The sequence below is a fragment of the Puia sp. genome, from assembly GCF_035546395.1.
In the GTDB taxonomy this organism is placed as follows: domain Bacteria; phylum Bacteroidota; class Bacteroidia; order Chitinophagales; family Chitinophagaceae; genus Puia.
In genome coordinates this window covers 299064-321600 of sequence record NZ_DASZXR010000005.1, presented here as the reverse complement: position 1 = coordinate 321600, position 22537 = coordinate 299064, and the positions used below count along the sequence as shown (strand labels likewise).

The following is a 22537-nucleotide window of genomic DNA, read 5'->3' as shown; positions in this document are numbered from 1 at the left end:
GTACATTTCCATAAGCGAACTGCCATTGCTTATGAATAGTCACGGGAAACTCAGGAGACAATTTTTAAAGGATTCTATCAAGGCCTCGGGATTGGTGATGATGTCCCCATTGATCGATTCGGTCAAATTCGTCGCGTCTGCCGGGCGGCCAAAGGAAATGATCCGACCGGCCAACCGGATAAAATTTGCGGTGATCAATATCGACCACCCGCATATTTATGGGATGACCGATGCGATCAAGAGAGGTGGCGGCGAGTTGGTGGCCTTGTATGCTAAACAGCCCGATCTGAGGGCGGCATTTTTGAAGACCTATCCCGAAGCGAAGGCGGTAAAGGATGAACGCGAGATATTGGAAGATCCGGCCGTCCAGCTCGTGTTGAGTTCGGGTATACCGGATGAACGGGCCCCATTGGGTATCCGGGTAATGCAACACGGGAAAGATTATTTAAGCGACAAACCGGGTATTATCAGCCTGGAACAAATGGCCGCCGTTAAGAAGGTACAAAAGGAGACCCATCGCATTTACTCCATTCTATATAGTGAGCGCTTTGAGAACAAGGCGACGGAAAAGGCGAGTCAGTTGGTGAAGGCAGGGGCGATCGGTTCTGTTATACAGACGGTGAACCTGGCGCCGCATAGAATTCACAACAATATCGGAAAATCGGGACTGGCGGACAGGCCGGATTGGTTTTGGGACAAAAGGAGGTTTGGCGGGATCCTTACGGATATCGGCTCCCACCAATTCGATCAGTATTTATATTTTACCGGCTCGACGGACGCGCAGGTGCTGATGTCGCAGGTGGGGAATGTTCATCATCCGGACAAACCCCTTTTCGAAGATTTTGGGGATGTTATGCTGAGCGGCAATGGCGGCACGGGTTATATCCGGGTCGACTGGTTTACTCCGGACGGTCTGGACACCTGGGGTGACGGAAGGCTGACCGTACTGGGAACCGATGGATATATCGAGGTGCGGAAAAACACGGATATCCAATCCGGGAACAAGGGCGGTAATCACCTGTACCTGGTGAACAACAAAGAAATGGTGCATATGGATTGTAATAATGAGGTCTTGCCATTCGGGCCCTTGTTTGTGGATGATGTGCTGAACAGAACGGAAACGGCTATGACGCAGGCGCATTGTTTTCTTGCCACTGAATTGGCGTTAAAAGCACAAAAAGGCGCCAGGATCCTGTCATTGAAGAAATAATGTAAAAGATGGAACGGAGAAAATTTCTAAGCAAGACGGTTAAGGCTGCCGCGGGAGCCACTATCGCGGCTAATTTTCCGACGATCGTTCCGGCGAGCGTATTTGGTAAAAATGCGCCCAGCAACCTGATCCATGTCGCGTCGATCGGCTGCGGCCGGATATCCACTTCTCACGATATGACGGGGATAGCGCGATATGCGGGTGCAAGGATCGTAGCCGTTTGTGATATCGACAAAATGCGGGCGGACGCCGGTCCGGCGGCAGTCAGGAGTAATTATGAGAAGGCTGTGGCCGTCAATGGCGGACTGAGGGGAGACTGGGATATCAAAGTCTATTATGACTATAAGGAACTGTTGGCCAGTAAAGATATCGACGCCGTGCACATCAGTTTGCCCGATCATCAACATGCGATCGTTGGGGTTCATGCCGTCAATGCGGGTAAGGATGTGTACTTGCAAAAGCCGGCGTCCCTAACCATCGAAGAAGGGAGGATATTAAGTGATTCCGTGACAAAGAGTGGCAGGATCCTGCAGATGGGCAGTCAGCAGCGGTCGATCGATCCATGGCCTCAGTTCAAGAAGGTGTGCGAGCTGGTTCGAAATGGAAGGATCGGGGAATTGAAAACAGTCGAAGTCGGCTTACCGGGAGATCCGGGTGGAGGAAGTAGAATTCAAATGCCTGTCCCAACCCTTTTAGACTACGATGCATGGCTGGGCGCTACGCCTGAGATCTATTATACGGAAGACAGGGTACATTCGCGGGATGCCAGTTTAAAAGGTGTAGCAAGCAGGCCCGGGTGGCTGCGCTGCGAACAGTTCGGGGCGGGCATGATCACGGGATGGGGTGCGCATCATATCGATACGGCTCATTGGGGAATGGGCATGGAACTTAGCGGGCCGGTCGAAATTTGGGGACATGCCAACTTTCCTACGGACGATCCCAATTACAAAGGGCTGTGGGATGTGCATGGGATCTTTCGGACCGAGGCGTTGTATGCCAACGGGGTCCGAATGATCGTTTCCAATGAGTTACCCAATGGCGTGAAATTTATAGGGACGGAAGGGTGGTTGTGGGCGACGCGTGGCAATTACCGGGTAACCGATACCGATCCGGTTGCGGATAGCGCGGGTGTCAAGCCTATCGATGCGAGCGATCCGAAGATACTGCAGTCGGTGATCGGTCCGAATGAAGTCCATTTGTATGAGAGTTCCGAACAGCATGCCAATTGGCTGGATTGTATAAAAGCGAGAAAGGTACCCGCGGCGACCGTGGAAGTCGGCCACCGGAGTTGCAGCGCCTGTCTGTTGCATCATATCGCCATGAAGCTGAAAAGAAAGATCTATTGGGATCCGGTGCGCGAACGCTTCACGAACAATGATAAAGAGGCAACGGCGATGCTATCGAGACCGAGAAGAAAGAAGTACGATTTTTAGCAACCGATTGCACCCTATTTGGTCCGAACCCCACCGAAGATCATCACTGTCGATCATCGTTTTACCTGATTCACATCTGTATATAACCTGTGAGAGACTGCCATTTTTTAACCAAAACGAACAATGCCATTATGAACAAACGACTGCTCAGGAAGAACCTTGTTCTTCTCCTTCTGCTGTTTTCCTTTCTTTCCGGTCATGCACAGAATTTCCCGGTGACCGGTAAGGTCTCCGACGAAAGCGGCGCCCCGTTGGAGGGCGCGACTGTCCTGGAGAAGGGTACGAAAAACTCGACGCTTACCAAGGACGGCGGCGTATTCCGGCTTAGCGTTTCGTCCGGAAAGGCAAAGTTGATCGTAAGTTTCGTGGGGCACGAATCGCAGGAAATCGCCGTGGGCGACAGGGCGAACCTGGTCCTGGCATTAAAGAAGTCGAACGACAACTTATCCGATATCGTTGTCGTGGGCTATGGAACGGTCAAACGGAGCGATGTAACGGGGGCCGTTGCGGGGATCAATCAAAAGGATATTCGTTCGAGGCCCGTCGATAACGCACTCCAGGCGATGCAGGGAAAGGTGGCGGGTGTGGACATCGGGTCGAATGAACGTCCCGGCCAGCTTCCCACCATTAACATCCGCGGCGTACGTTCTTTGACGGCGTCAAACACTCCCTTGTTCGTTGTCGATGGAATTCCGATAATATCCGGTGGTATCGACAATATCAACCCGGGCGATATCGAATCGATAGATGTGCTGAAAGATGCGTCCGCGACCGCCATCTACGGTTCCCGGGGCGCGAATGGCGTTGTTATTTTAACCACCAAGCAGGGAAAGAATGGCAAAGTCGTGATCGGCGTCAATTCTTCACTTACGTCAACCAATCTTGTCGACGATGAAAAGATGATGAATGCCAGCGACTATATCACTTTTCGCCGTTGGGGGTATTATTATGCGGGCTTAAATGCAAACACCGGCATCAGCACCTACCCAAGGGGAGATCAGCCGGATATCGCGCACGATAAGACCTATTTTGCGGCGACTACCGATCCCACTGCCTGGGCGAATATCGCCAGGGGTTGGGCCGGCGGGACCTGGGATGGTTCGAAGGTGTCCACAACGGATTGGTTCAAAATAGTCAAGCAACAATCCTTTACTTCGGATAATGTCGTAAGCGTAGCCGGCGGCACGGATAAGATCAGGGCGTACGGTTCCTTTGGATATTTAAAGAATAACGGGACCATTAAAGGCCAATCCTTTGAAAGGTATACGGCGAGGGCGAACATCGACTTCAATGCGGCCAGCTGGCTTAATTTCGGAAGTAATATCAGCGTTGCCTATGGCTCGCAGGAATATGGGCAATCGGGTATCGGTATTGCCACGATCGGTACCCCTGCCGGCGGACTCTATGAATCTGCAAGAGGGCTGTTCTCTTACGCCAAACCTTATGATTCTCTTGGTAACAGGATCCTGTTTCCGGGCGGGGATAACGCGGTCAAGAATGTCGTCGATGAATGGAAATACAATATAAACGAAAGAGTGACCCTAAGGGCCTTTGGAAGCTTCTATGGGCAAATCAATGTCGGGGCGATCATTCCTGCCCTGAAAGGGTTGAGGTACCGGTTGAACTTTGGCCCCGACTTCTCCTATTTCCGTGATGGAACGTATATCGACGCCAACTCGGTTGCCAATGGCGGAAGCACCAGCTATGCATCGAAGGTGGATAGCAACACCTTCTCTTACACATTGGATAATCTGCTTTATTACGACAAGTCGGTCGGGGAGCACAGTTTTGGTGTGACGTTGCTGGCCAGCCAGACCAAATACAGAATGGACATGGACAGTATCACGGGCAACGGTATTCCCCTGGCATCCAGTCTGTGGAATGCATTGACCAGCGGTACCGTTACAGGCGCCATCAGCACCAAATCCAATCTCACCGAACAGCAGCTCCTTTCTTATATGGGAAGGCTCAACTATGGTTATAAGGACAAATATTTGGTGACCGTCTCTGCCCGTGAGGACGGTTCTTCCGTTCTTTCCGCGGGTCATAAATTTTCCTGGTTCCCTTCTGCGGCGTTGGCCTGGAGGATCAGCAAGGAAGGCTTTATGAAGGCAACCTGGGTAGACGATCTGAAATTGAGAGTCGGCGCCGGGGTAACCGGGAATTCGGCGGTTCAACCTTACTCGACGCAGGGGGCGACGACTTCGTTGTTCTATCCGTTCTTATCTACCAATACGGCAGGCTCGATACCCAATGCGATATTGGCAAACAAGAATGTGGGATGGGAAAAGACCACCCAATACAATATCGGGGTTGACTTTCACTTGTTCAATTCAAGGGTTTCAGGAAGTGCAGACGTATATACCTCAAAGACGACCGACCTGTTGATGTCCAGATCGATCCCGACTGTTACGGGATACACCTCTACGCTTGACAATGTCGGTGAGACTGCCAATAAGGGTGTCGATATCTCTTTGACGACGGTGAACTTCAGGCAGCGGAATATTATTTGGACGACCACCATCACGGCGGCCTGGCAAAAGGATCATATTGTAAAATTGTCCAACGGAACGCAACCGGATATCAACAACGGCTGGTTTCCCGGACAGCCTCTCAGTGTCATTTATGGTTACAAGGCCACTGGTCTGTGGCAAGCCGCCGATAAGTCCGCCATGTCGGCGTTTAACGCCAACGGCAATGCATTTACTCCCGGGAGTATAAGGATCCAGGACGTAAACGGCGACAATAAGATCGATCCCAATAATGACCGTCAGATCATTGGGTGGACGAGGCCGAGGTGGATCCTGGGCATGACCAATACGTTGAGTTATAAAGGATGGGAACTCTCCGCCTTCATATACAGCAAGCTGCACTATATGTATGCCTATGGCGGCGAAGTGGAAGCGGGCCGGTATTTTAACCGGCAGATCAATTATTATACGGAGAATAATCACAATGCGCAATTTCAGAAGCCGATATTCAATGCAGGGGGTGCGGCGGGCGATTCCTATTATGCGTCATTGGGCTATTTGAAAGCCTCTTTTATCAAGGTCAGGAACCTTTCATTGGCATATAATTTCAATAAATCCGTTACGAGGAATTGGGCAACCAATTTAAGGGCTTATTTCCAGGTACAAAATCCCGGCATGATCTATTCGCAGATCAAATTCCTGGATATGGATGTCATCGGGCCGACCTGGAACCGGGGCTTTACTTTTGGAATCAACGCATCATTCTAAAAACAATAAACTTGAATTACATGTCTAAATATAATGCCTTCTTTAAACTCATTCTTTTTATTGCGGCGTTGTCCGGGGGTTTGTCGTGCAAAAAGAGCTTTTTGGATGAAACCCTGAAAACGGCAAGAAGTACCGATTTCTACAAAACAGATGCCGGCATCCTGCAATTGGCGGTGGGAACATATTACCAGGTCTTTAACGTTCCACCCAACGGCGAGTGGTATTATTGCGCTGCCAACTACGGGACGGATGAATTCCATATCGGCGGTGACCCTTCCAATTCGCCATGGAACAATTATGATCAGACCTTCAATTCGGTCGTTACGGCAGTCAATGGCAATACCGCTGCCGCCAATTTTCAGTGGGATGCCTTGTACACGGGCATCGGAGACGCCAATTTGCTGATTGCGAATGCTACGGCCAGCACGTCCACTTCTACCGCCGTTAAAAATACTTCCTTGGGAGAAGGGTATTTTTTGCGTGCTTATTGCTATTTACGGTTAGTATCGCAATACGGCGGCGTTCCGCTGCAGACTAAGCCGGTCACAACGGTGCAGCTGAATTTTACGCGGGCAACTCCACAGGAGGTGTACGCGCAGATCATCGATGACCTGACGAAGGCTCAGGGCTTGCTGCCGGCCGGAGGGGGGCCTTATCATATAACGAAGGATGCGGCCTCCCATTACCTGGCTAAGGCGTTGTTGTCAAGGGCAAGTGAGATAAACAGTTCCTGGAATTCATCCACTCTTGCTGCCGATCTTGCGCAGGTTGGCACCTTATGCGACCAGGTGATCGCCAATCACCCCCTGGCTGCGGATTTTGCAAGCCTATGGAAGTTTACCGGCGTCAACTCGGCAAACGAGCAACTGCCCGAGATCCTTTTATCCGCTCAATATACCAATGATGTGAACACCAATCTTTCCAATGGGAATACGCAGCACCTGTATTTTGTATCGAGGTATGATATCCAGGATCAATTGGCCCGCGATCTGACAGGCGACAGGCCTTTTAGCAGGTTGGCCACTACGTATTACGATTATCATGTTTACGACCTGGTGAACGACTCGAGGTTCTGGAAATCCTTTAGAACCAAGAGCGCTATAAATGGAGCATCCCCGACGGCTCCGAATGTCAAAGGTGATCTGGGAATTATGTTTGTGATCGATCAGCCGGGTGATACCCGTTTCGCGCTGTCGAAGATCTGTAAAAGCACCACGGCAAGCCTTGTACAGGATGTCAATGGTACCGGCAGGAATATACCCACTACTTATGTTGCCTATCCCAATGGCAGAACGACCGATGGCGCATTGAATACGGATCTGACGACAGCCGGTCAGAGTTTCCCGTCGTTGAGCAAGTATATGGACGGATCGAGGAATTCATTGAATGATGTCGTCGGTCACAGGGACTTTATTTTGGCCCGGTCGGCCGAGACGTACCTGATGGCCGCCGAAGCAAAGATCCGATTGGCCAAGGCCGGTACCGGCTCTTATAGCGATGCGTTGCCTTATATCAATGCGGTACGTACCCGTGCTCAATATGCCGGCGGCGAAAACAGGGCCGCGTATTATGATGGCGGCAATACGCTGCAATCCGCCTCGCTTCAATCGCCTGGCGTCGGCAATTCCTTCTATCCGGGCAATTCCTATTATGAATCAAACAATATCGCCGTAACGACTGCCGCCACCACTTTGACGATCACGGATGTATCCACTTTGCCTGCGCAGGATGAGTATATCATCGGCGTTCTGGGTTTGTCCGATCCCTATGACAGGATGTTGTGCCTGGTACTGGATGAGCGTTCGCGCGAATTGATGGGAGAATACCATCGTTGGGAGGATCTGTCGAGAACCAATACGTTAGTTTCGCGAACCAAGGCCTTTAATGTCGATGCGGCGGCTAATGTTGCGCCTAAACATAATTTACGGCCTATACCGCAGACGTTCCTGGATGGGATCCAGCAGAATGGCAAAGCATTGACGGCAGCGCAGAAGACGGCGATGCAGAATCCGGGATATTAATCGACTATTTCCCGATTTTTTTTACAAAAGCCCGCTGCGAAGCGGGTTTTTGCTTTTTCGCCGGATCATCCGGTTGATGCCGGATCCCATCGAGTGTGTCAGGCGGTGCGGGCGCGTTGGATATCCGGCGTCCGGTAGTCCGACTCGGGGATCGTGCCCAATCGCGAGGAGTGCACTTTTTGGCCCAGGCCATAAAATTCCTGGAAGCTCATGATCAGCGGCCGCCATTTGTCGGGGTCCACGCGGTTGGGATGGCCGTCCATGATAATCGAATCCTCCAGGTGGATGCGCTGCACCCGTAATTCGAGGGTAAGGATCCGGCCCCGTTGGTCGGCATATTGTTCGGCCAGCGAATGGACGTCTTCCACCACGACCTCCATTTGCACCGGGCATTCCATTACGCGTGGGGCCTCCACGGTCTCCGAAGGCACGGGAGTCAGTCCGGCCAACCGGAATTTATCGGATTCATAGCGATATCCTTTCTTTTGTTTCCCTTCCGGGACGGGATTTGATCCCGTGGTCAGTGCGAGGGCGTTGACGTGACGGGCCTGATGGATAGAGGGAAGGTTGAGGACTCCCTGGCGGGTGCGTAAGAGGTTCTCCGTTGTCTTTGAGAAGGCGGAGATGCCGATGACGCAGCGCCACCCGAGCCAGAAGATGGAGGAGATGGGAGCGAGATTGCAGGATCCGTTTTCGCTGACGGTGCTGATGAGGACGACCGGCGTTCCGAAATAAAGAATGGAAGGTTCGGCTGTTTGGTGCATAGCGGTAATTTTTATGGCATAAAATTACCTGGTGGCGCCGGCCGGGACAACCCGGAACTTGCGGAATCGGATGGGCCGACCGGCGGAGAAGGGACCGGTACATGGTATTCCGATCTGCAGCCTGTTCGGTGGTGGGAGACTTGCTAATTGAGTGAGCCCTGTTGCGCCTTTTGTTTCATTTGATCGTTGGCCATGATGCCCAGCTCGACCCGGCGGTTGAGGGCCCGGTTGGCATCGTTGTCGTTGGGGACTTTTGGTTGAGATTCCCCGTACCATTTGATGTCCATCCGGCTGGTGGAGACTCCTTTCGAGGCGAGATAGTCGCTGACGGCATACGCGCGTTTTTTCGAGAGGTCCATATTGTACTCGGGCGTCCCGGTGTCGTCGGTGTGGCCTTCTACGAGGATGTTCTCGTCGGGATATTTCTGGAAGATGCCGGCGACCTTTTCGAGATTGACCTTTGCTTCCTCGCTGAGGACGCTGGAGTTGATCTTGAACAGGAGGCCGGAGTTGAAGGTCATATTGATCCCTTCGCCCACTCTTGTGACCTGGGCGTCGGGCACGGCCTGTTTGATCTCCTGGGCCTGTTTGTCCATGTGACGGCCGATAAGATAGCCGGCGCCGCCGCCGACGGCACCGCCGATGAGGGCGTCGAGGACGGAGTGCTTGCCATGACCGATGAGGGCTCCCGCGGTGGCGCCGACGGCTACTCCCACGGCGGTGGCTTTTTGCGTATTGTTTGCACTTTTACAATCGGTGAGCAGGACGGCGAGGAGGGCGGGTACAAATACGAGTGTATTTTTCATGTTAGCGAATTTGAGGTTTTCAATCATTTGCAGATGGAGGCCTGGACGAGGTCGATGGCCAAGTCCTGCAGGCCGGCCTGTTTGGAGGAGTTGATGCTGGTGCAGAGAGTCTGGCGATCGTTCGGGTTGATCTTCTTTGCGAGGGCGCCGGCATCGGTGGTTTTGTATTTCGCCTGGTACATTTTGATCAGGGTGGTGGTCTTTGCTTTCCACGCTTCGGGGTCGTTTTTGCCTCTTGCGATGGCATTGTCATAGCTCGAGATGGCGGCTGGGTAGTTGCCTGCGGCGACGTGGATATCGCCTACCTGCATCAGGAATTTCAGGTTGGTGTTGTCCATGGCGATGGCCTGCTGCATGTCCTGCAGGGCCTGATCGTATTGTTGCTGGCGGGTATCAACTTCGGCCATCTTCGAATAGACGGTGGCGCGTTGCGCCGTGTTCCGGTTCTTTACGGTGAGTTGGTTGATGGCATCCAGGTCGTTGCGGGCGCCGGTGTAATTGCCCAGACCCATTTCGGCATTGGCCTTTTCGAAGAGGTTGTCGAGGCTATTCCTGTCGATGGCGAGGCCCTTTGCTGCCGCGTCGAGGGCGTCGGAGTATTGTTGCATTCCATTGAGAGAGGCGGCCTTGCCGGCATAGCCTTTTTCTTTGGCGTCGTAGGTATCGCATTTCTGAAGGACCTTGTTGAAGTTGTCGAGAGCGGCCGAGTAGTTGCCGGACTTATTCTGCTGCTGTCCCTGGTTGATGAGGTCGTAGCAGGAGTTGGACATGGTGACGAGCCCGCTTTTGCATTTGGTGAGAACAGTAGAAGCCAGGACCAGCCCGATGAGTGCCAGGTGATTTTTCATACTTATTCGATTAGCGCGGCAAATATAGGATTTTTATTTATTCAGCGGTTGACCGGTTGGTCCAACTATGGAAGGGTGGGGTATTGTTTGCCGTCGCGCGTATACGTGCAGGAGGAGGGTTCCGCGGGTTTTAGACCGCATGCGTGAGGACCTCTTTTACCTTTTGGATGACGATGTCGACCTGGTCGGGACGGAGGAGGACGACGCCGATGAGGAGTTTGTCGCCGTGGGCGCCGGTGACGATGCTGGGGGTGCCGTCCTGCAATGCTTTACGGACATCCTTTGGCGTGATCTTGAAGTGATTTTGGTCCCAGTCGACGAGGAGGTTGGGGAAGGCGTTGGCGGGGCCGGGATTGATCCAGACCTCGGTCTTGATGGTTGGCAATGCGTTGAGGCGGCTGCCGATGTGGTTGGCGCGTTCGAGCCAGCCATCCCATTCTTTCCTGTGGTCCCGGTCGATGTAGGAGCGAAGGGCGGCGTACATGCCGAACATCTCTTCCTTATTCACTTTCATGGGGCGGCCGATGGGTGCTTCGTGAGGGCTGTGGTTGAGCTTTGCGGCCTCGATGAGGTCTTTACGGCCAAAGAGCAGGCCGGCGCTTTGGGGCCCACGGATCATTTTGCCGCCGGAGAAGGTGACGAGATCGAAACCTATTTTCTGGTATTTGAACAGGTTCTCGACTGGCGGCACGTCGGCGGCGGCGTCGAGGAGGGTGGGGATGTTGTGCTTTTTTGCTATGGCGACGAAATCTTCGTGGGTGACGCTGTGTTTTTCGGCTGCGTTGAAGAAGAGGGCCATGACGGTTTGCGGCGTGAAGGCGTTGGCCATTCCGTCGGGGCCTTCGACCTCGACGATGGTTGCGCCGGTGGTGGTGACGGCCTGGTCGAAGAGATAGCGATGGCTTTTCTGCATGATGACCTCGGGGCGGGGGCCGGGGAGGTTAGGGATGTTCTTTATTTTGTCCTTGTCCGTTCCGGTGATACAGGCGGCGGTGCTGAGCAGGATGGCGCAGGCGGCGCCGGAGGTGACCATGGCGCCTTCAACCTTGAGCATCTCAGCGATCTTTGCGCCGATCTTATCCTGGAGTTCGAACATATTGGCGAAGTCGTGGGAGGTGGAGTTGATGGCTTCCAATACTTCGGGGAGCATGAGGGAGCCGGAGAGGAAGGTCATGGTGACGTCGGCATTGATGACGCGGCGGACGCCGAGTTCGGCGAAGAGGTCGCGGGTGACGGCCGGTGGGGCGGCGTTTCCTGCGGCGGCGTTGTTGCCTGTGTTGCCTGCGGCGGCGTTGTTGTTGGCGGCGTTGTTGTTGGCGGCGTTTCCTGCGGCGTGGTTTTCGGCGGAATCCTTCGGAGCGGCGATGCTGGCGATGCCGGTGGCGGCAAGAGGGAGAAAAGAAATTCTTTTGAGGATATCCCGACGGTTCATGGCAGTATGGTTTAACCAAATATACCCATTTTTACGGGGTTCTATGCAAAAAATTTGCAGAATCGGTGAGGTTTTTTTGCAGGATGGGAGATTGGATGCAGGGGCAGGCTTGTTTTTTCTCCCGGAGGGCGTAGGCGGCGGCTACGGCGATGACGATAGCCGAGGAGGTGAGGATAAGTTTCAGATCTTTCATGAAATAGTGGCTTAATGGTTTGGATAAGTTACGGGAATACGGTCGGAGTACCTAACGAATTGTCCATTCTCTTTGATACTGCGGTATTGCTTCAGTGCGCGCGTTAGCGTGGGTATACGCTGGAGCCGTCGAGTCCGGTGAGGTGGATGCTGTCGATGGCGGCGAGACCGTTGGAGTGGAAGCCCAGGCCGGTGATGGAGCCTGCGGAGGTGGTGTAGCTGCTGGAGAGCACGGGCTTGCCGTCGATGCTGATCGTTACCTGCTGTTGTTTGACGAGCATTTCGATGTTGTGCCAGGAGTGGATGTCGATGGCCAGGGGGGAGAGATCGGTCGATCGGGCGTCGAGGAAATGGTTGCCGAACTGGGCGTTGATCTCGCCGCCGGCGCCGGTGCAGCCGGGTAGGGTGGCCGCGAAATATAGCAGGCCGTGCTGGCAAAAGATCTCGGGCATGATAAAGGGGCAGGCGGTGTTGCGGAGATCGGTCATTTTGATCCTTGCGTCGAGCCGGAAGTTATCGGCGCTGGTGGCGATGGCGCCGGGGAACCAGGTATAGAGAATCACCTGCGGCTTATCGGGGTCGATGCGGTTATTGACGAGGTCCTGGCTGGTCAGGCCGAGGATGCCGTTGCGGGTAGGGGTGGACGTATGAATATAGGCCGGGAGGCCGCGGCTGAGGGATTCCTTGCTATAGAAGAACCAGCCATCGGTGGGGATGCTGACGGGGAGGGTCTTTATGATCTTGTCGTTGGCGATGAGCTTCGCGGTGTGGTAACCGGGTTCATAATAAATGTCGGTAAGCGTATGACTGCCTTTTGCTATCCTTACTCTCCTGTGGCGGTCCCAGGACTGTTGGATGAAGAAGCTGTCGCCGGGGATGTGGTCGATGTCGTAGGTGAAGACGACGGTGTTGGGGACGGTGTTGGCGGTGGTGCGGCGGATGCCGAAGGAGGCGGCTGCTCCGTTGGGGGCGGGGGTTGAGGAGGGGGCGGCGGAGAAATAGTTGAAGGAGAGAAGGGATATTAAGAAGAGGCCGACGATGCCTGCTGCGATCAGCGGGTAGGAGAGGCGGCGGTTTTTGGCTTTTGCGGCGGGCGCTGGAATCGGCGCCTGCTTTGCTGTCTTAAAGGCCTGCCAGTTGGCGTAGCCGAGGTTGACGGCGATGGCGTTGAGCGTGGCGACCTGGGGGAGGCGGTTGTATTGGCCGTTGAGGATGCGCTTTATGGTGGAGAGGCTGATGAGGATACCGGAGCTCTCTTCGATTCGGGTGCAGAGGTATTCAAAGTCGCGCTGGCGCATGGAGTCGAGGTTGAATCCATGGCGGGCGGCGAGTTCGCGGGCGCCGAGTTCGATCAGCTGGCGGTCGGTCATAGTCGATTGATCGCGTTTTGATTATTTTTGATCGGGTTTTGAGGGGATGGATCGGTGGCGGGCGGCCGAGATTTGGGCTGTGACCGTCTTTCACTTAAATCAATACTATGAGTCCATTTTTCAAAAGAGTGCTGCTTACGGGATTGCTGGCCGGGATACTTGATCTTGCCTATGCCTATCTCGACGTCTATGTCCGGAGCGGCCGATTTGCTTCCAAGATGTTCCAATACATCGCCGGCGGGGCGCTTGGCTTGCCCAATTCAATGAAGGGGGGCGTGCCGGTGATGTTATTGGGCGTCTTCTTTCATTTTTTTATTGCTTTCTCGTTCACCCTGTTCTTTTTCCTGCTGTACCGTAAAAGTAAAATTTCTGTGTTGAATCCTTATCTCCTTGCCTTGCTTTATGGCATTTTTATCTGGTGTGTGATGACATTGGTGGTGTTGCCGCTGACGGCGTTGCCGGGGCGGCCGATGAATTGGGGCAAGGGGGCGTTTGACGCCTTTATGTTTGGGGTGACTTTTGGGCTGGTGCTGGTGTTTAGCGCCAGAAGGTTCTTTGGGGTGGCGAGGGCTGCGGAGATGACGATGCGTTAGTACCCGAGGCTGTCGATGTGCTGGTAGATGTCGCGGAAGCATTGCCATGCCGTACCGCGGGATCTGCCGTTGGCGTTTTGACCGGGGGCAGGGGGCTGACCGATGCCGTAGAAGCCGTTGAGGAAGACATGGGTGGGGATCCAGGTGGTCTCGCAGATGCCATAGAATCGGGGCTTCATCTCATTGGTTGAGCCGTCGCGGAAGCGGATCATGTCGTCGACCTGGACGATGCCGGACTCGGAGTTGCGCCAGGGACAGGTGACGACGCGGAGGCCTTTCATCGCGAAGAGGACGGCCGTTTTGTCGGGGCGTTCGTAGTGCCAGTCGCAAATGACCACGTCCTTCGGGATGAGGTCGATGGCGCGCCAGGTGTTGTTATAGCTTGCTTCCCAGATGCCGATGCCGGTGGATTTGCCGTCGATGAGACGGTCTCCCCAGATCCATAATTCACGGCCTTTTTGGGCGAGATGGTCGTGGATGGTGCGGACCTCGTTAGCGAAGATCAGCGCGGGGTCCTGGCCCCCGCAGCGGGGGCATTTGCTTTCTGCGAGATAGAACACCTCGTCCATGCCGCCGTGGAAGGCATTGCTTTCGAAGGCGTCGCAGAGCTCATCGATGACGTCGAAGAGGATGGGGTGGAGCTTTGGATGGAGGGGGCAGTAGCTGCGGCAATATAGGTTATCCGCGTTGGGCCATACATAATGTTCGGGGTTCTTTACCCAGGGAGTTTCGTCGAACTCGGGATAGGCCTGGAGGAGCTTGCCGACATGTTGCTCCCAGCCCTGGTGGCCGAGGAGATTGATCTGGGGGATGATGCGGATGTTGTGCCGGGCGCAGGCTTTGACGATGGTTTTGACGTCTGCGTTGGAGAGGGCGAAGCTGTCGACGAGTTCGGGATGGGTTTTGAACTGGTAGCGGTAGTCGACCAAGATCAACAGGGTGTTTACTTTTCTTGGGGCGAGTTCCTGGTTGATGAAATTGATGAATGAGTCGAGGCCGTTGGGGCGGGGGGCATCGATGCAGAATCCCCTGATGGGGATTATGCTGTCCAGGGGGCGCTGCGCTTGTGCCTGCGCGGCTTGCGTTGTGAATAAGGTTATGGCGGTGATGGCGGCCAGCAGGTAGGTTCTCATGGACACAATTTACGGCATATTCCTATTCCGCGCGCAGGGCGCGGATGGGGTTGGCCGACGCAGCACGCGCGCACTGCCAGCCGATGGACGCGATGGTTATGCCGAGGGTGGTTACTGCTGCAAATATGAAGATGTCGGCGGATAGGGGTACCCGATAGGCGAAGCCATGGAGCCAGCGGCCCATGAGCCAGGCGGCGGCGGGGAAAGCGATGAGGAGGGCGAGGCCGGTGAGGGCGAGGAAATCGCGGGAAAGGAGGGTCATCAGGTTGCCGGTGGAGGCGCCGATGACCTTGCGGATGCCGATCTCTTTTTGGCGTTTCTGGGCGGTATAGGCGGCGAGACCGAAGAGGCCGAGACCGGAGATGATGACGGCGAGCGCGGCGAAGTACCGGGCCAAAAGAGCTACGCGGGTCTCAGCGGCATAGAGACGCTGGAAGTCGTCCTCGAGGAAGGTGTATTCGAGGGTGAGGCCACCGCTGCCGGCTTTATAGAGTTCGCTTAGGTGTTGGATCGCGGTTTGTTCAGCGCCGGGGGCGATGCGGACCATGATATTGGAAGCGAATGCGGTTTCATTGCATTCGAAGAAGCAGGGTTTTATCGTTTCATGGAACGATTGGAAATGAAAATTTTCGGCGACGCCGATGATCCGGCGATCGGAACCCCAGAGGTGGATGGTCTTACCGATCGGATCTTTTATTCCCATGATGTCGATGGCGGCCTGGTTGAAGATGACGGATGTCTTTTCGTTGCCATATTCCCGTGAGAAGGAGCGGCCGGCCGTTAATTTGATGCCGGCTGTCTCTATGAATCCGTAGCCGATCGAGAGGTCGGTAAAGTTTATGTTGGCGGCGGGGTCTTTCCCGGGCCAGCTGATGTCGGTGGTTCCGCCGTCGCGGTTGGTGATGTTCTGGCCGAAATTGGCGGCGTCGAGGACGCCGGGCGTGCGTCGTACTTCCCGTATAAGATCGGGGAGAGAGGTTTCGAAGGCGGGATGGAAATAGAGGAGATGGCTGCGATCGTAACCGAGATTTTTGGTCTGGACCCAATGCATCTGGCGATGGACCACGAGGACGGCGATGATGAAGAGTGCCGAGAGGGTGAACTGGAAGACGACGAGCCCTTTTCTTACCCATAATTCGTCGATGCTGTTATGAAGCCGGCCGGTGAGCCCAGCGATGGGTTTGAAGCCGCTGCAGTAGAGGGCGGGCCAGGCGCCGGCTCCTATGCCCGTGACGAGCGTGATGGCCAGAAGGGTGACGATGAAGGGGATATCGAAACGAAGATGCAATTGTTTGCCCGTGATGTGGTCAAACTGCGGGAGTGCAAGGGCGGCCAGGCCGAGGGCGATGAGGACGGCGAAGGCTGTGAGGAGGAGCGACTCTGCGAGGTATTGGCCGATGAGGGCGGAGCGCCTGGCGCCGATGACCTTTTTGATGCCGGCCTCTTTTATCCTGCCGGCCGCTTTTGCGGTGGAAAGGTTCATGAAGTTGATCGCGGCGATGATCCCGATGAATATCGCGATGAGGGAGAAGAGCCGGACGTATTCGATGCGGCCGCCCTGGGGCCGGCCGTTCTCGTAGACGCCGTGGAGGTAGCGATCGGAATAGCGTTGCGCGAAGAGGGTGGACTTTGCTTCGGCGTTCTTGTTCTTTACCAGCCCGGCTATTTTGCGATTGAAGTCGGCGAGGTTTGCGTTGGGTCTCAGGAGGACGAAGGTGGCGGGGTCGTTATTGCGCCAGTCGAGCAGCTTTTGATTTTTATCGAGGAAGAGAGAATAATTGAAGGCGAGGTCGAATTGCATAGTGGCGCTGGCCGGGGGCTTTTGAAAGACGCCCGAGATGCGGTAGATGCCGGCGTAGTCTTTTGGGCTCCATTCGAGGGTTTTGCCGATGAGGTTTTCGGTGGCGCCGAAGAGGCGTTTGGCCAGGTCGGTGGAGATGACGATGTCATTTTTGTCCTGCAGCACCTGGCGTTTGTTTCCTGCGATGATCGGGAGGGTGAAGATGTCGAAGAAGCTGTTTGTGAGGAAGACGGCATTGATTGCGATGGCGTGGTCGCCGGACCGGAGGACGCCTTTTTTGTCGTGCCATGGGTTGCCTACGACGGCGGTGGAGGACTCGACCTCGGGGAATTCCTTTGCGAGGGTGGCGGCCAGGTAGCCCGGGGTATAGTCGGCGGTGGTGATGGCCTGGCCGTCGGAGGAGGGGGAGTTGAGGAGGACCTGGGCGATGCGGTTGTCATTGTGGTTGTACTTGTCGACGTCGAGCTCATCGCTGATCCAGCAATAAATGAGAATGGCGCAGGCCAGGCCGGTGGAGAGGCCGAGGATGTTGAGGAGGGAGAATTGGCGATGTTTTACCAGGCGGCGCCAGGCGATGGTGAGGGAGTTCTTGAGCATGAGCGTTGGTTGTGGTTTAAGGACGGCCTTTTTGGGGGATTGTTGCATTGTGGGTATGTAATTTTTGGGGGCGGGGCATCCTTTGGAGAAAACAATGCTTATGAATGGAAATCTTCAATTGCGGATACCCCAGCCCTGCCATGAGAATTGAGCGGGGATGCGGCCCGACGGAGCCGGACGGTTTTGCGGGGCTTGTTCAAAGACGGTGGTGGATTTTTCGATGATGACGGATGCCGAGGTGATCCGGTATTTGGGAACGGCGGGTCAGAATGTGTGCGGGCGGTTTGCGCCGGAGCAGTTGGGGCGGGATATTGAGCTGGCGGGCCGGCGAAGGAAGGGGAATTGGTGGCAGTGGTTGGTGGCGGGGTTGTTGGTTACTGCGGAGGCGAGGGGGCAGGCGACGATGAAAGGGGAGGTGATGAAGGTGCAGGTGCTCGATACGGTGCGGGTGGTGGGATATGGGGTGGAGAAGAAGCGGGATGTGGTGGGGGCTGTAACCCCAGTGCCTAATAGGGCTATGATGGCTGGGGAGCCGGGGGTTTATGAGGTGGGTTTGTTCAGCTCGGGTGGAGAATTGGTGCAACAGCGTAAAATCGAGGTGGGCGGCAAGGAGCAGGTGGATCTGCTCGGCTTACCGCCCGCCCTGCCGGCGGGGATGTATTTTCTGCGTGCCGCCCGACCTGACGGCGCAAAGGTCATCACCCTTCGGATAATTCTGATCTAATGGAATGGTATATGTGACTCGTTATTTGGTGGTTTTAAAATTTGTCGCAAATACGCGAAAAAGTTGTATGCATGAAACCGCAATCTAAGGAGTGGAGGCGGCGAAACAGCGACCGGCGTCCTTTCTTTGGTGAACGGAAGACGAAAAAAACGCGGCGGATTTGTTGATTTTCGGTTGTAATTTTAAACGACCAAATCAAGTCCTGCACTGGTTTTTATGCGGCAACCCCTTTTTTTCCTCTTTGTTCTTTTGACGGTCGTTTCGGCGAACGCGCAGTCTTTTGGCGACAGCAGTTTCACCCATTACGCGCGAACGGAAGGCCTCTCCAACAACTATATCTCGGGTATCGTGCAAGACTCACTCGGCTATATCTGGGTGGCCACGCGAAAAGGGCTGAACCGGTTTGACGGGAGGTTCTTCACGAGCTATTACACCGGGTCGACGGAGTTGTCGCTGCCGGCGAATCGCATCTCGCTGCTGAAGATGCAGGGTGAGGAGATGATCGGCAGCACGATTGCGGGCGCCTTTGTCTTCAACACCAGCACCCGCCGCTTCCGGCGGCTGACGGTGCCGTGCGACCCTTCCATTTCCTATTGGGCGAACAATGTCTTTGAAACGAGCCGGGATAAGCGGGGCAATTATATCCTTTCGACCAAGACGGGACTCTATGTCTTTGATTCGTCGGGATCGATCATCAATCGCTACGATCATTACCTGCCGGCGGATGCCGGGCGGCAGGAGCTGATCTTCGGCGGAAGCCTGTATGAATATGGCGACGATCATTTCCTCCAGGAGAATTCGGTGGTGTTCTCTAACTATGATGTGAATCGCAACCGGATCGACACCTTTTTTGTCAATCGCCACCCCGAGCTGAAGAAGGCGCTGCTGGACCGGAGAGAACAGCATCGTCTCTGCTATTCGGGCCGGAGGAACGAGCTGCTGATCTATAACCTGGAGAAGAATACCCTGAATGTCTACGAGTTGACGACCGGGACCACCTGGGAGATGCCCCTGCCTTTTGACGGCGCCCGGGAAATAGACGAGGCAGACAGCAAGATCATCCTGCTGGCCGACGGTATGGTGGCGATAACCTGCAAGGCCAGCGGAGTCTATGTGCTGCAATACCATGCCGAGGATCATACGCTGAGTATTTACGGCAAGTACCTGGAAGGGAAGCAATGTACGACGGCCTTCAAGGACCGGGAGGGAAGGCTTTGGGTAGGAACGACTGAGGGTCTTTACAAGGAGAATTTGTCCAGTCCGTTCTTTACCGCCTACGACCTTTCCACCGACCGGCCGGAGTTGCGGAACTGCAATATCCGGACGATCTGGTCGGACTCCGCAAACCTATTCGTAGGATTGAGGAACAAGGGTGGGGTGCTTGTGCTGGACAAACACACCAAGCAGCTGAAGCGCCGGGTGTTGTTTGGGGACAAGGAATCGATCAGCAATGATATCAGCCTGTTCATCCCCTATAACGCCGACACGGTGTGGGTGGGGACGAGGATGGGGCTGTTTTGGATGGACAGGAGGCGGTTCACCAGCGGCAGGGTAGCGGCGCCCCCCGAATTGTCGTGGATTGCGGACTATAACACGACGTCCTCTTGTGTCGACCGGGAAAAAAACATCTGGGTCGCCTTTGGGCGCTTGAACAGCATCATCCGTTACGATCCCCGGCGGCGGCAGTTCACGGAGATATCGGAGCGGCAGTGGCCGCAGCTGAAGATCACCTATTGTTTCGGCATGGCGGAGGATCGGAACGGGAACATGTGGCTTGGCGGCGACGGGCTTTGCCGGTGGAACGGCCAGAAGCAAGCCATCGACACCCTGATCCCATACCCATCGCTGGCCCGCAAGCTGCCCAACTTTGCCTTGATCATCGACTGCGACGAGAAGAACAATCTCTGGCTGTATTCGTTCAATAACGGCATCCTGCAATTCAACTGCACCGATATGACCACGGAGTTGCGGAAGGAGGAGAACTACCTGACGGACGGAGATGTGCTGAACAGCAGCTGCATCATCAATGGGCGGATCTGGCTGGGAATGGAGAATGGGATCACGGGGTTCAATATCCGGAACGGCGAAAGCAAGTCCTTCCCTTATACCGATGGGCTGCCAACGGTGGCGATCACTTCTACTGCGAAGGGCTTCTATTATGACGAGCAGGCGAATATTTTCTACTTCGGGAGCAAGCGTCACCTGATAAGTTTCCAGCCAGACCTTCCGCTGGCGCCGCAAAAGACGCCTGCCCTGTTCCTGGACGGTATCAGCACGGGATCGGGTGTTTGCCTGGACAATGTGGAACGGATCGAGCTGGGCAGTTCGGATAATAACCTGCAGATAAACTTCAATGCCGTCAATTTTACGAACCCCGAAGGAAACCGGTTTGCCTACCGGATCACGCCCGGGACGGATACCGGCTGGAGGCTGCTTAACTGGCAGCGGAGCATCAATTTCAACAATCTCGAGCCGGGGGCCTATCATGTGTCCCTGAAGCTGTTCTCTGCCAATAACCGGTGGCCCGAGCAGATGAAGAGCCTGCTGATAGTGGTGGATCCGCCGTTTTGGAAGAATTGGTGGTTCCTGACGATCGTGGGTCTGTTGGTGTTGGGGTTGGTATGGATGATCTACCGGTACCGCGTGGGTCGCATCCGTGAGAAGCTGAGCCTCGACAAGCAGATGGCGGAATACGAGATGAAGGCGCTGCACGCGCAGATGAACCCCCATTTTATCTTCAACGCGCTGAACAGCATCCGGGAGATGATCCTTCACGAGGACAACCGGAATGCGAGCCGTTATCTCAGCCGGTTTGCGCGGTTGATCCGGTTGAACCTCGAACATTCGCGTCAGACCTTTATCACGTTGCGGCAAAATAATGAATACCTGGAGAGCTACCTGGAGATGGAGCAGCTGCGGTTCTCGGACTTTGCATACAAGATCGTTGTCGCCAACGATGAGGGTTTGGATATCGACGAGATCCGGCTGGCGCCCATGCTGATCCAGCCGTTGGTGGAGAACGCCATCTGGCATGGCCTGCATCCCAAGGATCGGGACAAACAGCTGCAGATCCGGTTCTACCTCGATGACGGCCGGCTGGTCTGCGAGATCGAAGACAACGGGATCGGCATCCGGCAGTCGTTGCAAAACAAGGATCAGACCCAATCGGTACACCGGAGCATGGGGATCGCCAATATCCGGCAGCGGATTGCGGTGCTGAACGAGAAATACCGGATGAGCTGCTCGCTGACCATCAAAGACAAGACCGATATCCCCGGCCGGACGGGGAGCGGTACATTGATCACACTGACCCTGGCGGCACAGGAGGAGGAGCTGCTGATGGTATAAATTCATTCCATGATCAAGACGATTCTCATCGACGATGAGCCGCGGGGACTGAGCAGTCTCCGGAAGCTGCTGGAGCTGAACTGTCCAGAAGTGAAGATCCTTGCGGAGTGCGCGGACGCCCGCCATGCGCTGGACCGGATCGCCGAACTTGAACCTGAACTGGTGTTCCTGGATATTGCCATGCCCGAGAAGAACGGTTTCGATCTGCTCAACGAGCTGAGTCCGGTGCCCTTCGAGGTGATCTTTGTGACGGCGCACAACGAGTATACGATCCAGGCCTTCAAATACAGTGCGGTAGACTACCTGTTAAAGCCTGTGGAGGAGGACCTGATGGTCGAGGCCGTGAAGCGGGCGCAGCAGCGGATCGCGGGGAAGGTGTCGGCACAGCAGGTGGAGACCTTTTTGTACAACCTGCATAAGGTGCAGACGCCGGCGGAGATGAAGCTTTGTATCCCCGATATGAAGGGGTTCCGGGTGATCCATCTTTCGGAAGTCGTTTATTGCGAGAGCGACAGCAGCTATACCATCTTTCATTTGTTGAATGGGACGGTACTGACGGCTTCCCGATCGATTATCGAGTACGAGATGTTGTTGGAGCGGAGCGCGTTTTGCAGGATACATAAATCCTTTTTGGTGAATCTGCACCATATCAAAGAATACGTGCGCGGTGAGGGGGGCAGCGTGATCCTGACGAACGATATGGTGATCGAGGTATCGAGGCGGAAGAAGGAGGTGTTTATGGCGAGGATGAAAGAGTTGTTCAATTATTGATTTTTTTGACGAATATACTTTTTGGCAACATGATTCTTTGCAGGCTGTCCGTTTTGGTCCTTGTAAATATAGTTATCTTAGGATAAAATACTATTATGGGGAATCCTGTGGTTCATTTTGAGATCGGGTGCAGATAGAAGGGGCCGGTGGCAAGAGGGTGATCGGGCCGGTGCCGTTGCCCGACGGGAAGAAGTTTGCGTGGTTCCGCGATCCGGGCGGCAATACGGTCGGGTTGATTACCAAGGGGTAAGATTT

General features: G+C 54.7%; 17 protein-coding genes. 9 read left to right on the top strand and 8 right to left on the bottom strand.

Annotated features, from left to right (window positions below; all coding sequences use genetic code 11):
• The first annotated feature begins 31 nt into the window (after nt 1-31).
• The 4 genes from VHE34_RS06210 (at nt 32) to VHE34_RS06195 (ending at nt 7903) form a co-directional block, all read left to right on the top strand.
• Entirely contained in the window at nt 32-1210 is a 1179-nt protein-coding gene (locus VHE34_RS06210) for a Gfo/Idh/MocA family oxidoreductase (RefSeq protein WP_325585764.1), read from the top strand.
• 8 nt (nt 1211-1218) lie between these two features.
• On the top strand, nt 1219-2643 hold the full coding sequence (locus VHE34_RS06205) for a Gfo/Idh/MocA family oxidoreductase (RefSeq protein WP_325585761.1): 1425 nt from the start codon (nt 1219-1221) through the stop codon (nt 2641-2643).
• A 131-nt stretch (nt 2644-2774) separates the two neighbouring features.
• On the top strand, nt 2775-5882 hold the full coding sequence (locus VHE34_RS06200) for a TonB-dependent receptor (RefSeq protein WP_325585759.1): 3108 nt from the start codon (nt 2775-2777) through the stop codon (nt 5880-5882).
• 20 nt (nt 5883-5902) lie between these two features.
• A complete protein-coding gene (locus VHE34_RS06195; protein WP_325585757.1) occupies nt 5903-7903 on the top strand; it encodes a RagB/SusD family nutrient uptake outer membrane protein in 2001 nt (666 codons plus the stop codon).
• A gap of 98 nt (nt 7904-8001) precedes the next feature.
• Here the strand turns inward: VHE34_RS06195 and VHE34_RS06190 are convergent, their stop codons facing one another.
• The 6 genes from VHE34_RS06190 to VHE34_RS06165 all read right to left on the bottom strand — a co-directional run bounded on the left by VHE34_RS06190 (nt 8002) and on the right by VHE34_RS06165 (nt 13315).
• On the bottom strand, nt 8002-8667 hold the full coding sequence (locus VHE34_RS06190; protein WP_325585755.1) for a flavin reductase family protein: 666 nt from the start codon (nt 8665-8667) through the stop codon (nt 8002-8004).
• Nucleotides 8668-8810: 143 nt separating this feature from the next.
• Complete coding sequence (locus VHE34_RS06185; protein WP_325585753.1) at nt 8811-9473, bottom strand: OmpA family protein; 663 nt, start codon at nt 9471-9473, stop codon at nt 8811-8813.
• Nucleotides 9474-9496: 23 nt separating this feature from the next.
• A complete protein-coding gene (locus VHE34_RS06180) occupies nt 9497-10321 on the bottom strand; it encodes a tetratricopeptide repeat protein (RefSeq protein ID WP_325585751.1) in 825 nt (274 codons plus the stop codon).
• A 130-nt stretch (nt 10322-10451) separates the two neighbouring features.
• Complete coding sequence (locus tag VHE34_RS06175) at nt 10452-11753, bottom strand: aminotransferase class V-fold PLP-dependent enzyme (RefSeq protein ID WP_325585749.1); 1302 nt, start codon at nt 11751-11753, stop codon at nt 10452-10454.
• Nucleotides 11754-11784: 31 nt separating this feature from the next.
• Entirely contained in the window at nt 11785-11946 is a 162-nt protein-coding gene (locus VHE34_RS06170) for a hypothetical protein (protein WP_325585747.1), read from the bottom strand.
• A 103-nt stretch (nt 11947-12049) separates the two neighbouring features.
• Complete coding sequence (locus VHE34_RS06165; protein ID WP_325585745.1) at nt 12050-13315, bottom strand: hypothetical protein; 1266 nt, start codon at nt 13313-13315, stop codon at nt 12050-12052.
• Between the two features lie 107 nt (nt 13316-13422).
• Here VHE34_RS06165 and VHE34_RS06160 point away from each other — a divergent pair, with 107 nt between their 5' ends.
• Entirely contained in the window at nt 13423-13908 is a 486-nt protein-coding gene (locus VHE34_RS06160) for a hypothetical protein (protein ID WP_325585743.1), read from the top strand.
• Here VHE34_RS06160 and VHE34_RS06155 read toward each other — a convergent pair.
• Both VHE34_RS06155 and VHE34_RS06150 read right to left on the bottom strand, forming a co-directional pair.
• On the bottom strand, nt 13905-15041 hold the full coding sequence (locus VHE34_RS06155) for a family 20 glycosylhydrolase (protein ID WP_325585741.1): 1137 nt from the start codon (nt 15039-15041) through the stop codon (nt 13905-13907). The genes VHE34_RS06160 and VHE34_RS06155 overlap by 4 nt on opposite strands.
• A 22-nt stretch (nt 15042-15063) precedes the next feature.
• The gene (locus VHE34_RS06150) at nt 15064-17439 is read right to left on the bottom strand and encodes an ABC transporter permease (RefSeq protein WP_325585739.1); all 2376 of its coding nucleotides are present in this window, start codon (nt 17437-17439) and stop codon (nt 15064-15066) included.
• Nucleotides 17440-17596: 157 nt separating this feature from the next.
• On the opposite strand from VHE34_RS06150, the gene VHE34_RS06145 reads away from it, so the two are divergent.
• The 4 genes from VHE34_RS06145 (at nt 17597) to VHE34_RS06130 (ending at nt 22532) form a co-directional block, all read left to right on the top strand.
• Entirely contained in the window at nt 17597-18163 is a 567-nt protein-coding gene (locus tag VHE34_RS06145; protein ID WP_325585737.1) for a hypothetical protein, read from the top strand.
• Between the two features lie 216 nt (nt 18164-18379).
• Entirely contained in the window at nt 18380-21511 is a 3132-nt protein-coding gene (locus tag VHE34_RS06140) for a histidine kinase (protein WP_325585735.1), read from the top strand.
• Nucleotides 21512-21520: 9 nt separating this feature from the next.
• Entirely contained in the window at nt 21521-22282 is a 762-nt protein-coding gene (locus VHE34_RS06135; RefSeq protein ID WP_325585733.1) for a LytR/AlgR family response regulator transcription factor, read from the top strand.
• 127 nt (nt 22283-22409) lie between these two features.
• Complete coding sequence (locus VHE34_RS06130; RefSeq protein ID WP_325585731.1) at nt 22410-22532, top strand: hypothetical protein; 123 nt, start codon at nt 22410-22412, stop codon at nt 22530-22532.
• The last annotated feature ends 5 nt before the right edge of the window (nt 22533-22537 follow it).

Coding starts and splice junctions, on each gene's coding strand:
- VHE34_RS06210 (WP_325585764.1), top strand. CDS start 32: ATGAATAGTCACGGGAAACTCAGGAGACAATTTTTAAAGGATTCTATC.
- VHE34_RS06205 (WP_325585761.1), top strand. CDS start 1,219: ATGGAACGGAGAAAATTTCTAAGCAAGACGGTTAAGGCTGCCGCGGGA.
- VHE34_RS06200 (WP_325585759.1), top strand. CDS start 2,775: ATGAACAAACGACTGCTCAGGAAGAACCTTGTTCTTCTCCTTCTGCTG.
- VHE34_RS06195 (WP_325585757.1), top strand. CDS start 5,903: ATGTCTAAATATAATGCCTTCTTTAAACTCATTCTTTTTATTGCGGCG.
- VHE34_RS06190 (WP_325585755.1), bottom strand. CDS start 8,667: ATGCACCAAACAGCCGAACCTTCCATTCTTTATTTCGGAACGCCGGTC.
- VHE34_RS06185 (WP_325585753.1), bottom strand. CDS start 9,473: ATGAAAAATACACTCGTATTTGTACCCGCCCTCCTCGCCGTCCTGCTC.
- VHE34_RS06180 (WP_325585751.1), bottom strand. CDS start 10,321: ATGAAAAATCACCTGGCACTCATCGGGCTGGTCCTGGCTTCTACTGTT.
- VHE34_RS06175 (WP_325585749.1), bottom strand. CDS start 11,753: ATGAACCGTCGGGATATCCTCAAAAGAATTTCTTTTCTCCCTCTTGCC.
- VHE34_RS06170 (WP_325585747.1), bottom strand. CDS start 11,946: ATGAAAGATCTGAAACTTATCCTCACCTCCTCGGCTATCGTCATCGCC.
- VHE34_RS06165 (WP_325585745.1), bottom strand. CDS start 13,315: ATGACCGACCGCCAGCTGATCGAACTCGGCGCCCGCGAACTCGCCGCC.
- VHE34_RS06160 (WP_325585743.1), top strand. CDS start 13,423: ATGAGTCCATTTTTCAAAAGAGTGCTGCTTACGGGATTGCTGGCCGGG.
- VHE34_RS06155 (WP_325585741.1), bottom strand. CDS start 15,041: ATGAGAACCTACCTGCTGGCCGCCATCACCGCCATAACCTTATTCACA.
- VHE34_RS06150 (WP_325585739.1), bottom strand. CDS start 17,439: ATGCTCAAGAACTCCCTCACCATCGCCTGGCGCCGCCTGGTAAAACAT.
- VHE34_RS06145 (WP_325585737.1), top strand. CDS start 17,597: ATGCGGCCCGACGGAGCCGGACGGTTTTGCGGGGCTTGTTCAAAGACG.
- VHE34_RS06140 (WP_325585735.1), top strand. CDS start 18,380: ATGCGGCAACCCCTTTTTTTCCTCTTTGTTCTTTTGACGGTCGTTTCG.
- VHE34_RS06135 (WP_325585733.1), top strand. CDS start 21,521: ATGATCAAGACGATTCTCATCGACGATGAGCCGCGGGGACTGAGCAGT.